The sequence below is a fragment of the Brucella sp. NBRC 12950 genome (assembly GCF_030268145.1).
Classification (GTDB): domain Bacteria; phylum Pseudomonadota; class Alphaproteobacteria; order Rhizobiales; family Rhizobiaceae; genus Brucella.
Window position 1 is genome coordinate 153,212 of the sequence record NZ_BSQC01000011.1, and the last position, 11,352, is coordinate 164,563.

An 11,352-nucleotide genomic window follows, 5' to 3' on the forward strand; every position below is an offset into this window, starting at 1 on the left:
CGCCGCCTCACCAGGCGGCGTTTTTTTTCGATGCACTCAACGATATTGCGCCTCGATCTCGATAAGCTTCTGCTTGCGCCACAGACCTCCGCCATAACCCGTCAGTGAACCATCCGCACCAATCACCCGATGGCACGGAACAATGATGGCAATCTGGTTGGCACCGTTGGCGCGTGCCACAGCACGCACAGCAAGCGGCTTTTCTACGGCCCTCGCAATCTCGCTATAACTTCGTGTCTGACCGGCTCCGATATGCTGCAACACTCGCCAAACTTCGCGTGTAAATGCGCTCCCATGCATCACCAGAGGAATAGTGAACTTAGCAGATCGCCCTGCGAAAAATGCATCAAGCTCATGTTCGAGCATATCATGCGCCGGATAACGCCCGATGCCAATTGCGCCGTGACTGGCCTTGTATAGCTTTTTTAGCTCTTGCGGTAATGCCTTTCTGTCGGAGAACTCCAGCAGATGGAGTGCAGATTGATCGCACACAGCAATCATCGTACCGAGCGGCGTCTTGATCCAATCTGCCCGCAGCAAACCGTCCTTTTGCAACTGTGCCGGTGCCAGACCGAGGATACGGGCGAAGGCATTGCGGAACGCGTCAGGGGATTCAAAACCCGCATCAATTTGTGCGTCGATGACACGCTCGCCCTGCACAAGTGTTTGGAAACCCTGTCGCAACCGTTCCTGCCTCGCCATTTCAAGGAAGGTGATTCCAAAATGCCTTCTGAAACTGCGCCGCACCGTCGAAGGATCAAAACCCATCTCAGTGACATCGTCTTCGCTCCAGCGCCGTTGAGGCTGTGCTTCCAACGCCCTCAGCAGGCGATCAACTGAAACATCGGCCTCAGCTGCAGGCTGCAACGGGCAACACCTTTTGCATGGCCGGAAACCATCAGCAATACATTCAGGAATCGAAGCAAAAAATCGACAATTCTCTTTCAGAGGCTTTCTTGCAGGGCAGCTCAGCCGACAGAAGATGCCGGTCGAAACTACGCCCACATAGACCCTTCCCTCATAAGCGGAATCGCGAGCGAGTAAGGCATCATACAACGTGTTCATATCGGGAAGTGTGTTCAACATGACAATCATATTAGCGCTTTGGCTTCAATTTGCAGCCGGAAATCGGGCGTTTATTTTCCAACATTTCGCTGATGCAAACCAACCATACCCCTTTACCATAAAAGAATATTTCTATTCATTCCCAATAACTGGAACGCTATTTATTCGGTATGTACTGGTGACAAACTTAACAATCAGGTGAAAAATTGGCTTCAGGGGTCGAAACAGCCATCAGCGCTGCCGATGCTTTCTCTCATATGAGAATTATCAACGGGATGGGGATCAGTCTGTGCCTGTCACGGCTTCTCATTTTCGCTTCCCGGTTCGTCCAGCATCCCAATAAGCATAAGATTTCCTACATGCATATCGGCTGGATTATTGTAGTTTTTCTCTGGATAATTCAGTTTTGGTGGGATTATCTTTCTGAAAGCAGTACAAAGACATACAATATATATACATATGTTCTTGATCTTCTGTATGTATTTGGATTGTTTTTCATGTGCGTCACTTTAACTCCAGATGACATCACGGAGTATGGTGACTACGAGAGATACTTTCTGTCACGAAAAATCTGGCTCCTGTCACTGCTTATATTCCTCAACCTCGTAGAGCTAATGCGCAGTGCGGGGCCAAGCATTTCCATCAACGGAGAAAAGCTTGAAATCGCTGACTTTGTTGTCTTCGCGATTGAGACGATTGCAATCCTTTTGGCAATGCGCATCAAGCGTAAAGGCTTTCAGTACTTCTTCATATTCTTGCTGATCGGGGCAGTTTTTGCTGACTTCACAATTCAATTCGATTGAACTGTGAAAATAAAAAAGCCGCCATGCATTCACATGGCGGCTTATCTTTCTGGTGCAACAGCGATTAAGCCGAAAGCGCCTTGAATTTTGCAAGAATCGCATCACCCATTTCGGTCGTGCCGACCTTATTGGTACCTTCCGACCAGATGTCGGCGGTGCGCAGACCATCATCGAGGACACCAGCAATCGCCGCCTCCAGACGATCAGCTTCATCGATCAGGTTGAACGAATAACGCAGGCACATAGCGAGCGAAGCGATCATGGCAATCGGATTGGCAATGCCCTGACCAGCAATGTCTGGTGCCGAACCATGCACTGGCTCGTAAAGCGCCTTGCGCTTGCCGGTCTTTGCATCCGCTGCACCGAGCGAGGCGGATGGCAACATGCCGAGCGAACCGGTAAGCATCGCCGCGACGTCGGAAAGCATGTCGCCAAACAGGTTGTCGGTGACAATTACGTCGAACTGCTTCGGCCAACGGACGAGCTGCATACCGCCCGCATCAGCCAGCATATGCTCAAGTTCAACATCCGAATGCTTCTCCTTGTGGCGCGCCGTAACGACCTGATTCCACAAGACGCCCGACTTCATCACATTGCGCTTTTCCATGGAGGTGACTTTGTTGCGGCGGGTGCGCGCAAGTTCAAAGGCCACATCGGCAATGCGTTCGATTTCATAGGTGTCGTAGACTTGCGTATCGATACCACGCTTCTGGCCATTGCCGAGATCGATGATTTCCTTCGGCTCGCCGAAGTAAACACCGCCGGTCAGCTCGCGCAGGATCAGGATGTCGAGGCCCTCGATCACTTCCGGCTTCAGCGACGAAGAATGCGCCAGTGCCGGATAGCAGATTGCTGGACGCAGGTTCGCATAAAGGGCCAGATCTTTGCGCAGACGCAGAAGGCCTGCTTCTGGACGCACTTCATAAGGCACACTGTCCCACTTCGGGCCGCCAACCGCGCCGAAAAGCACGGCATCAGCAGCAAGCGCCTTTTCCATATCCGCATCGGAAATTGCCTGACCATGCGCATCATATGCCGATCCGCCGACCAGACCTTCGTCGGTTTCAAACGCAAGATTGAGGCCCGAATTGAGGAAAGCGATGATTTTGCGGACCTCAGCCATTGCTTCGGGACCGATGCCATCGCCGGGCAGGAGAAGGAGTTTTCTGGATGCCATAATGCCAAGCCTCTGTTTTTTCTCGCACAATAGCGGCTGGGAAATCAATTTCCCATAACGCGCTTTCAAGTTCCGCGAGGGTTATAGAACCCAGTCGCGCGGCAAGCAACAACCCTCAACGCGAAACTTATGAAAAAGAACAGAGGACATGTAGAAATTATATAACCGGGTTATCGGGCAGATTCGCTCAAACTTCAAATCTGCCCAAGGCTTATATTCTCTATTCCAGAGGACGTGCTTCCGATGGCAGCATGATCGGAATGCCACCGCGGACCGGATAGGCAAGCCTCGCCTTTTGCGAGATCAACTCGTTATGCTCCGCTTCATATTGAAGCGGTCCCTTGGTTAGTGGGCAAACCAGCAGCTCAAGCAGTTTCACGTCGAGATTGCCGGTACTTTCATCAATTGCCATTATTGTTTCCCCAGCGGTCATTGCAGACGCGAACCATAATCGTCCTTGGCTTTCGCCAGAACCATTTCAGTAATCGCGATCAAGGTCGCAGCTCGTGTTCTTAAATCTGCAGCTTCCAGAAGCGCCTGCTTTTCAGCAGGGCCGAAAGGCGACATCATTGAAAGCGCATTGACCAGTGTGTCATTTGCAGCCCGCGAAATACTATCCCAGTCGGCTTCTAGATTGTGTACGTCCAGATAATCCTTGAAAGCGCGCAACAGCGCTTCCCGGTCGATCTCGCCCATGTCGCGCGCAGCTTCAAGGTCAGTTAGGAATGGCGCAATCTTGCATTGGCGATAAGGCCTTCGGGAATTGACTTCCTCCAAAACCCGGAACCGGCAGATGCCCTGCAATGTGATAAGCACACGGCCGTCGCCAGTTTCAGAATAAGTGGTGATCCGTCCGAGACATCCAACCTTGCTCAATTGCGGTCGAGCGGTTTCATCGAACGTCTCGCTTTCGTCATCCTCACCTGTATCTTCAATGCGAGGCTGAATCATCGCGATAATTCGCTTATTAGAAATCGCGTCATCGACCATTTCGAGATAGCGTGGCTCAAAAATGTTCAGTGGCAACTGACCACCTGGCAAAAGAAGGGCCCCTTTGAGCGGAAATACCGGAACAAGTTCCGGAATATCCGAAGCTGTCCGATATCGCGCGTTGCCCACCTGCATGACTTTCTCCTTCCGAGCATTTCCAGCAAAGTTGTGAAGCGGCTTCGCATTTGTAAATGCATGAAAACAGCGAGATGAAGTGGCTTCAATCGTTCCCTGTCATGAAGCCTATTAAGAGAATAAGAGCGACGACAGCTTACGCCGCGCACCCAGTGTCGCCGGATCTGTGTTGCCCCATGCCTCGAAGAACTGAAGAAGCTGCTTGCGCGCGCCATCATCGTTCCAGCTGCGATCAGCCTTCATCACGGCCAACAGCTCATCAGCCGCTTCAACACGGCGTCCCTGAGCATTTCGCACCTGCGCAAGATCATAACGCGCCTGAAAATCGTTCGGATCAGCCTGAATACGGCGCTCCAGCTCTACCGGATCACCAATGAGCTTCACCTGATCGGCAAGAGCCAGCCGGGCTTCAAGTGCGCGAACCGGCGCTGCATCCTGCTTGTCAGCAGGCAGGCTTGCCAGAATTTCGCGCGCCTTATCGGCATCACCTGATTCAAGGAGGCAAGTCGCCAGACCAACAACAGCATCTACATTATCAGGGGCCACCTGCAGGATTGACGAGAAAATCTGCGCCGACTGCACAAAGTCACCAGCTTCAACCAGTTCCTTGGCCGCGGTCACTGCTTCGGCAATTGCCGCTTCCTGATCGCTTGGTCCACCAATTTTTGCGATGAATTCCTTCACCTTGGATTCCGGCAAAGCACCCATAAAGCCGTCGGCAGGCTGGCCGTTCACGAAGGCAATCACAGCCGGGATAGACTGGATGCCGAGCTGACCCGCGATCGACGGATGGTCATCGATATTCATCTTAACGAGCTTGACTGCGCCGCCTGCTTCACGAACTGCGTTTTCGATGATTGGCGTGAGCTGTTTGCAAGGGCCGCACCATGGCGCCCAGAAATCAACAAGCACCGGCTGATTGCGCGATTCCGCGATAACATCCGCCTGAAAGGCTGCGGTCGTTGTATCCTTAATAAGATCCTTGCCGCCTAGAGAAGCACCACCGGCAGTCGAAGCCGACGTGTCAAAAGACACATTGCCCGTCATTTGCGCAGCTGAGTTCGAATAGGGATTGTTCTGGCTCGTCATCGGATATTCCTTATGTCTTCCAGCTTGCATATAGTGCAGCAGCAGGCCGGTTTCGATATCTCAGTTTGTATCTGCAGCAACGAATTTCAAGCCACCTCGGCCCATCAAGCGTCACTTGCCAGTCTATACCTATGAAGACACCTTCGCATCCTCTGAAACAGCAAGAATGCGTACTTCATGTCCTGTCGCGGCGAGAAAACGCATCAGATCATCCCGCTTGATCGATGTGGTGGCCTCGTTGGTCAGGGGATGCCCATTGATGACGTCGTTTTCCATCAAACTTGCGTCAAGGACGATCTGAACTTTGTGGCCTGTATCGTTTACCGCGCCAAAGACCGTAACGCCACCAGGCACGACACCAAGATACTCCATCAGCTTCTCTGGCTTGCCGAAGGAAACACGGCTCGAAGCACCAATAATCTGATGAATCGACTTGAGATCAACAACAGCTTCTTCATCCACGGTCACCAGAAAGAAATTGTCTTTTTTGTCCTTCAGGAACAGATTCTTGGTGTGACCTCCGGCGATTTCGCCACGCAGGCTTTGTGAATCGGCGACCGTGAACAGAGGTGGGTGTTCCACCGTCTTCACCTCGATATCGAGGTTTTTCAGATATTCATGCAGCTCGGCCGATGTCATGGGCATAAGATTCTGTTCCCTTAATGCACAGTCTTTGCAAAAGACCATTATAGAAGCGTCGCTATACACTTAATCACGCAGACCAAAGACGCAATAGCCGTATTTTTGCCATCCGTAGAGCGATTGCTTCCCTACAGGCCCGAAGCACCACGGTTTATCGAGAATGACAAAAAGCACTCTCAAATACCGCTGATTCACACTGATTTGCCGAGTCGGAATCTGAATTGCCAACGATAAGTATCTTATTCACAACGAGGCAACGAATAATTTTTATTATTAATATCAATACCTTATATCATTTCTGCGATTTCTTTTCAGGAAAGAACATTTTCCCTGTTGCAATATCAAAAGCGTTGGGCCATATAGCGCCTGCCTGACGGAAACGACTGGCGCGAGCGGGTGTAGCTCAGGGGTAGAGCACAACCTTGCCAAGGTTGGGGTCGAGGGTTCGAATCCCTTCGCCCGCTCCAGTTTTCCGTTAAGTAAAGGCAACAAAATCCCGGCTTCGTCCGGGATTTTTGCTTTTTTACGCCAAAAACCTTCAAAGCCGAACAGCTCAAAAGTGTGTCTCCACGTCTGTGTTAGAACAGTTCTCGCAATGCGCTCTAAAGCGTACGACGATTGCTTGCTAGCAGCCACAAGAGATAGACACCGCCAAGCAGGCCCGTCGTCAAGCCAATCGGCATTTTCACATTGAGCGGAAAATGCTGGCTGACGAGATCAGCCCCTATGAGCAATGTCGCGCCCATAAGCGCGCTCGAAACAAGCGGCACGCCCGATCCACGCGTCAGCCGACGTACCATTTGCGGGGCAGCAAGTGCGATAAAGGCTATCGGTCCAGCCGCAGCTGTTGCAATTGAAGTTAGTCCAACAGCTGCCAAAACCATGACAAGCCGCGTCGATTCAGTTGCGACACCCAGCTGGCGTGCGGCATCGTCCCCCATTTCGATCAGATCGATCCGCTGGGCATGATAAATTGCAACCGGCAGTATCGCCACAAAGCCGATGATGGCAGGCACCGCATGAGACCAGGTTCGCGTGTTCAACGAGCCGGCAAGCCAGAGCTGTGCCGATGCCGCCTGATCAAGGTCCCCTGCGACAAGCATCACCGTATTTAAACCTGACAGAACAGCACCCACACCAATCCCCACCAGGATGAGCCGGTAGCCACCCGTCGTCCGACCCTTCATTGCGAGCAGAAATACGATCAGGGCCGTGCCAATGCCGGATAAAACCGCCGCCAGTGCAGTTTCAAATGGCCCGGAATTGAAAAGAATTATTTCTACGATAGCGCCCGTAGCAGCCCCGGTTGTAAATCCTATGATGTCGGGCGATCCAAGCGCATTGCGGGAGATGGATTGGAAAATTGATCCCGCCATACCCAATGAAGCACCGACGAAAAGTGCAGTTATCAAACGAGGAAGACGCACGCGGAAAACTATCCGGTCGGCCGTTGGGTTAAGTCCATGGCCCGTGATGCTTTTGAGAATATCATTGGAGGTAAAACTCATGCTGCCTGTACCCAGATGCATGACACCCATAGCGCAGGCAAGCACAATCAGCAGAATAGAAACGACCAATGTTCTCATTCGCCATTGAATGGAAAATGAACCAAAGCGCAGGACGGATCGAGGTTGAGCATTCATAGTTTCGACAACCGGAATCTGCGAACAACGAAAATGAAAAATGGTCCGCCAAGCAACATCGAAATGATGCCTGCCGCAACCTCTGAAGGCGCTGCGATCACGCGCCCGATAATGTCTGCGCCGAGCAGTAGAATTGCCGCGAACAGCGCTGAATATGGCAAAATCCAGCGATAGTTTGGCCCCACCACAATCCGTGCAAGATGCGGAGCCACCAGCCCCACAAATCCTATCGGTCCAGCACCCGCTGTTGCAGCACCAGCAAGAAGCATGACAGAGAGGCAGGACAGGAACCAGGTTCGATAGACATCCACGCCCAGTGCGGCACCCAGTTCTTTGCCCAGAGCAAGCGCATTCAAGCGTCCGGCAATCGAGAACGCTGCAATCAATCCGGCAGCGATCGAAACAGCAAGCACCACAATGACATCGTATCCCCTCCCCTCGACGGAGCCCGCCGACCAGTGACGAAACTGATCCAAAACAGATGTTGGCGCATTGATGATGAGAATGCCGGTAACAGAAGCCAGAACGACGGATATTCCAGCCCCAGCCAGCACCAGACGAACGGGGTTCGTCCCCGCGCGCCTTTCCTGCCCCAGAAGGAAAACTGCTACCCCGGCAAGGCCAGCGCCAACAAAGGCAAACCAGACATATTGTGAGACACTTGTCAGGTTGAATGCCACGATCCCAAGGATGACGGAAACAGCAGCCCCTGCATTGATACCCAGCAATCCCGGCTCGGCCAGTGGATTGCGGGTCACAGCCTGCATCACGGCACCTGCAACGCCTAGCGCCAGCCCGACCAGAATGGCAATAATGGTGCGCGGAACCCGCAATTCGCGGATGATCAGATGCTCATTATTTTGAAGATCCGGCAGCCAGAGCGCCTGCACGGTATCGGCAAGCGAGATCGAACGCGAACCGAGCACGAGGCTTGCGAAGACGGCAAGTAGCAACACAACAAGTCCCGCAATCAGCCCCCAAAAGCGGCGTTGCCTCTCCGAGATGGAAGAGAACCCACGACTTCTCGTTTGTTGAAACAAGCCGGAGATCATTTGCGGAAATGCGGAACGACCATATCGATCATCTGAATGCCAGAATAATAGTCGATGCGGAAGGATGTCGGCCCAAGCGAATAGACCCGACTGCCTTTCACGGCATCAAGATTAGCAAGTACCGGGTCGCTTAAAAATGAGCGTACATCGCCATCAAGGCCACGCAGGAGAAACACACTCTTGCCGGTTATCGCAGCAGAAAGATTCTCATGCGAAATAAAATCGAAATCGGAGCTGCGTGTGACTTGTTTTGTAAGAGCATCCGGCAAACCAGCGACTTTAAACCCAAGCGCTTCCAGCAATTGTGCTTGTGCACTCGTTTGTTTGCCGATCGAGTAGCTGTTTCCAATATTATAACCGACAATCGTCACCGGATCGACAGGCACTTTGATCTCCGCTGCAGCCTTCGCAGCATAATCATCAAAGCGTGCAACGCTTGCGACGACATCATTCTCAAGGCCTGCGGCCTTACCGAGTTGCTTCGCAATATCCTGCCAGCTCTGATTGGAATAATTGACCACCATGGTCGGGATGCCTTGCGCGACAAGCTCTGCATACTGGGGTAGAACGCTGTCCGCTCCCGTCGCTGAAACAACAACAAGATCAGGCTCGGCTGCGATAATTGCCTCAATATCGAATTCCAGATTGGAGTAGAGAACCTCTACGCCTCGCTCATCCGCCACTTTGGCCCATTGCGAGAAGAAGCCCTTTTCATCGGTCAAAGGGCTCGGCGTGGTTGCCGCACTGGCGACCAACGGCGCATTGATAGCCAACAGAATACCGGTCAGGCTCGGTGCAGTCGAAACAATCCGCACGGGCTTGGATTTCAGCGTCAGCGCGCCCGAATGATGTTCGATGGTCCGGGGCCATCCTAAATCTTGCGCAAGCGCGAATTCGAAAGGCAAAACCAGCAACGCGAGCATTACCAGAAACTTGAGAACATTCTTACTAAGTGCCATAGCTGATACTTCGTTGCCGCGTAATGCAATTGGATGGAGAAGACGCTTGATAAAACATGATCGCGCTACTCCATATTGCAGAACGTATTCTACAATGCAATACGGGACGACAATCCTACCCTGCTGAAGCCCCACCGAGGAGCCACAATGACACACCGCCTTCACGCTGAAGCCGTGACCCTGAAATACGACGAGAGAACGGTTGCAACCGATCTATCGGTATCTATTCCAGATGCGTCATTCACCGTGATTGTGGGCCCGAATGCCTGTGGGAAATCCACTCTTCTCAGAGCATTGTCGCGATTGCTCAAGCCCAGTCAGGGGAAGATTATTCTCGACGGCGGCGACATTTCAAGCTTGCCTGCAAAAGAGACCGCCCGACGACTGGGGTTGCTGCCACAAAGTTCGACTGCACCGGAAGGCATCACCGTTGCAGATTTGGTGGCCCGCGGCCGTTACCCGCATCAGTCATTCTTAAGGCAATGGTCTGAAGCTGATGAGCTGGCTGTGGCGCAGGCAATGGAAGCGACCCGCGTCACCCCATTAGCAGGAAGACTTGTCGATGAACTCTCCGGCGGCCAGCGTCAGCGCGTATGGATAGCGCTTGTCCTTGCACAGGAAACACCAATCCTGCTCTTGGATGAGCCGACAACCTATCTCGACATCGCACACCAGATTGAACTGCTTGATCTGCTAGCGCAGCTTAACCGACAGGGACGAACAATCGTCGCTGTGCTCCATGAACTGAACCACGCCTGTCGTTATGCGACCAACATGATTGCCATGCGCGAGGGCGCGATCATAGCGCAGGGCAAGCCTTCTGACATCGTCACCGAACAACTGGTCAAAGATGCATTCGGGCTCTCTTCGCTTATCATTCCAGACCCGATCTCGGGGACGCCGCTGATCGTCCCAAAGAGCAGCACTGCCCATATCGAGCCTGCAAAATAGAACAGCGAAAGCATGACGCATACCCGGTTTCCGAAACGCTTTAGCTCTTCGGCATTTCCAACTTGGTATCAACGATGAGGCCACCTGTTGATTCATTGACAATGCATGCTTCATAAAAAAGCGCACGGCGCTCTTCATCCGTGCGCAACTGACCAAGATCGGCAACAGTTGTCATCACGCAGACAATCTCGCCTTGAGCATCGAGCACAGGCGAAGCCTGACCCGTTACATTTGACAAGAGATGGCTGGTCATCTCCGACCAACGATCGTTGCGTACCTTTTCAAGCAGGGCTTTAGACGGCGGCGTTCCGCGAAAATGTGCAGGTTGGACCTTGCGCGCCCGATCGACCGTGGCCGTTGGAAGATAAGACTGAAAAATATGACCGCAGGCTGTATTGTCGATCGGCAATGTATCGCCAAGCGCCAGCGGGTTAACAGAGAAATAGGCGCTGCGATACCAGCGAACCAGCGTCGGCCCTCTGTCGGTCCAGATTGCCACACCACCACTCATCGCATGCGTTTGCGATAAAGCTTTCATGTGTTGTGCAGCGATCTCCACCGCATCAACCCGCCGAAGCGCGCCGATGCCGATGCTCAGTGCCGTTGGACCAAGGTCATAAAAACCACTGACCGGATCCTGCTTCGCGAGACCTTCCTTTACAAGGCTTTGCAGATAGCGATGCGCTGTCGAGCCGCCGGTTCCAGCACGTTTCGCCACCTCTCCCAGAGGCAGTTCATTCTCGGCATTGGCGAGAATCTTCAGAAATCGGGCAGCAATTGAAACAGACTGTATCGTGCCAGACCGTTTGTCGCTAACGACCTCCATCTCCTCACCCGCGGATTGAC

Annotated in this window: 12 protein-coding genes and 1 tRNA gene; 3 read left to right on the forward strand and 10 right to left on the reverse strand. The window is 52.6% G+C overall.

Features of this window, described 5'->3' with window-relative positions:
- Positions 1-36: 36 nt before the first annotated feature.
- Positions 37-1,086 carry a bifunctional transcriptional activator/DNA repair enzyme AdaA gene (locus QSJ70_RS18715; RefSeq protein ID WP_285538656.1) on the reverse strand — a complete coding sequence of 350 codons (1,050 nt, stop codon included), beginning with the start codon at positions 1,084-1,086 and terminating at the stop codon, positions 37-39.
- Between the two features lie 338 nt (positions 1,087-1,424).
- Between QSJ70_RS18715 and QSJ70_RS18720 the strand changes: the two genes are divergently transcribed.
- Complete coding sequence (locus tag QSJ70_RS18720) at positions 1,425-1,868, forward strand: hypothetical protein (protein WP_285538658.1); 444 nt, start codon at positions 1,425-1,427, stop codon at positions 1,866-1,868.
- Between the two features lie 64 nt (positions 1,869-1,932).
- Here the strand turns inward: QSJ70_RS18720 and leuB are convergent, their stop codons facing one another.
- The 5 genes from leuB to QSJ70_RS18745 all read right to left on the reverse strand — a co-directional run bounded on the left by leuB (position 1,933) and on the right by QSJ70_RS18745 (position 5,904).
- On the reverse strand, positions 1,933-3,045 hold the full coding sequence (gene leuB / locus QSJ70_RS18725; protein WP_285538660.1) for a 3-isopropylmalate dehydrogenase: 1,113 nt from the start codon (positions 3,043-3,045) through the stop codon (positions 1,933-1,935).
- Between the two features lie 220 nt (positions 3,046-3,265).
- Positions 3,266-3,457, reverse strand: coding sequence for a Trm112 family protein (locus tag QSJ70_RS18730; protein WP_285538662.1), 192 nt, complete (start codon positions 3,455-3,457; stop codon positions 3,266-3,268).
- A gap of 17 nt (positions 3,458-3,474) precedes the next feature.
- Positions 3,475-4,170 (reverse strand): LON peptidase substrate-binding domain-containing protein, encoded by a 696-nt coding sequence (locus QSJ70_RS18735; protein ID WP_285538663.1) that lies wholly within the window; start codon positions 4,168-4,170, stop codon positions 3,475-3,477.
- A 111-nt stretch (positions 4,171-4,281) separates the two neighbouring features.
- Positions 4,282-5,259 (reverse strand): thioredoxin, encoded by a 978-nt coding sequence (gene trxA, locus QSJ70_RS18740; RefSeq protein ID WP_285538665.1) that lies wholly within the window; start codon positions 5,257-5,259, stop codon positions 4,282-4,284.
- 129 nt (positions 5,260-5,388) lie between these two features.
- Positions 5,389-5,904, reverse strand: a complete 516-nt coding sequence (locus QSJ70_RS18745) for a prolyl-tRNA synthetase associated domain-containing protein (protein WP_285538668.1) — start codon at positions 5,902-5,904, stop codon at positions 5,389-5,391.
- 389 nt (positions 5,905-6,293) lie between these two features.
- Here QSJ70_RS18745 and QSJ70_RS18750 point away from each other — a divergent pair.
- Positions 6,294-6,368: transfer RNA gene (locus QSJ70_RS18750), tRNA-Gly, on the forward strand.
- 135 nt (positions 6,369-6,503) lie between these two features.
- Here the strand turns inward: QSJ70_RS18750 and QSJ70_RS18755 are convergent.
- The 3 genes from QSJ70_RS18755 to fepB form a co-directional block, all read right to left on the reverse strand.
- Entirely contained in the window at positions 6,504-7,544 is a 1,041-nt protein-coding gene (locus QSJ70_RS18755) for a FecCD family ABC transporter permease (RefSeq protein ID WP_352231019.1), read from the reverse strand.
- Complete coding sequence (locus tag QSJ70_RS18760) at positions 7,541-8,500, reverse strand: FecCD family ABC transporter permease (RefSeq protein ID WP_285538670.1); 960 nt, start codon at positions 8,498-8,500, stop codon at positions 7,541-7,543. Before QSJ70_RS18760 ends, QSJ70_RS18755 begins: the two co-directional genes overlap by 4 nt.
- A 92-nt stretch (positions 8,501-8,592) precedes the next feature.
- The gene (gene fepB / locus QSJ70_RS18765) at positions 8,593-9,555 is read right to left on the reverse strand and encodes a Fe2+-enterobactin ABC transporter substrate-binding protein (protein ID WP_285538672.1); all 963 of its coding nucleotides are present in this window, start codon (positions 9,553-9,555) and stop codon (positions 8,593-8,595) included.
- Between the two features lie 147 nt (positions 9,556-9,702).
- On the opposite strand from fepB, the gene QSJ70_RS18770 reads away from it, so the two are divergent.
- Positions 9,703-10,506: an ABC transporter ATP-binding protein gene (locus QSJ70_RS18770; RefSeq protein WP_215777624.1), complete on the forward strand. Its 804-nt coding sequence runs from the start codon at positions 9,703-9,705 to the stop codon at positions 10,504-10,506.
- A gap of 40 nt (positions 10,507-10,546) precedes the next feature.
- Here QSJ70_RS18770 and QSJ70_RS18775 read toward each other — a convergent pair whose 3' ends face one another.
- Entirely contained in the window at positions 10,547-11,332 is a 786-nt protein-coding gene (locus QSJ70_RS18775) for an IclR family transcriptional regulator (RefSeq protein WP_285538749.1), read from the reverse strand.
- Positions 11,333-11,352: the final 20 nt, after the last annotated feature.

Bases quoted from the DNA above. Each gene is read 5' to 3' on its own strand.
- QSJ70_RS18775 (WP_285538749.1), bottom strand. From the start codon at position 11,332: ATGGAGGTCGTTAGCGACAAACGGTCTGGCACGATACAGTCTGTTTCA.
- QSJ70_RS18745 (WP_285538668.1), bottom strand. From the start codon at position 5,904: ATGCCCATGACATCGGCCGAGCTGCATGAATATCTGAAAAACCTCGAT.
- QSJ70_RS18715 (WP_285538656.1), bottom strand. From the start codon at position 1,086: ATGTTGAACACACTTCCCGATATGAACACGTTGTATGATGCCTTACTC.
- QSJ70_RS18770 (WP_215777624.1), top strand. From the start codon at position 9,703: ATGACACACCGCCTTCACGCTGAAGCCGTGACCCTGAAATACGACGAG.
- QSJ70_RS18735 (WP_285538663.1), bottom strand. From the start codon at position 4,170: ATGCAGGTGGGCAACGCGCGATATCGGACAGCTTCGGATATTCCGGAA.
- QSJ70_RS18755 (WP_352231019.1), bottom strand. From the start codon at position 7,544: ATGAATGCTCAACCTCGATCCGTCCTGCGCTTTGGTTCATTTTCCATT.
- QSJ70_RS18720 (WP_285538658.1), top strand. From the start codon at position 1,425: ATGCATATCGGCTGGATTATTGTAGTTTTTCTCTGGATAATTCAGTTT.
- fepB (WP_285538672.1), bottom strand. From the start codon at position 9,555: ATGGCACTTAGTAAGAATGTTCTCAAGTTTCTGGTAATGCTCGCGTTG.
- QSJ70_RS18730 (WP_285538662.1), bottom strand. From the start codon at position 3,457: ATGGCAATTGATGAAAGTACCGGCAATCTCGACGTGAAACTGCTTGAG.
- leuB (WP_285538660.1), bottom strand. From the start codon at position 3,045: ATGGCATCCAGAAAACTCCTTCTCCTGCCCGGCGATGGCATCGGTCCC.
- trxA (WP_285538665.1), bottom strand. From the start codon at position 5,259: ATGACGAGCCAGAACAATCCCTATTCGAACTCAGCTGCGCAAATGACG.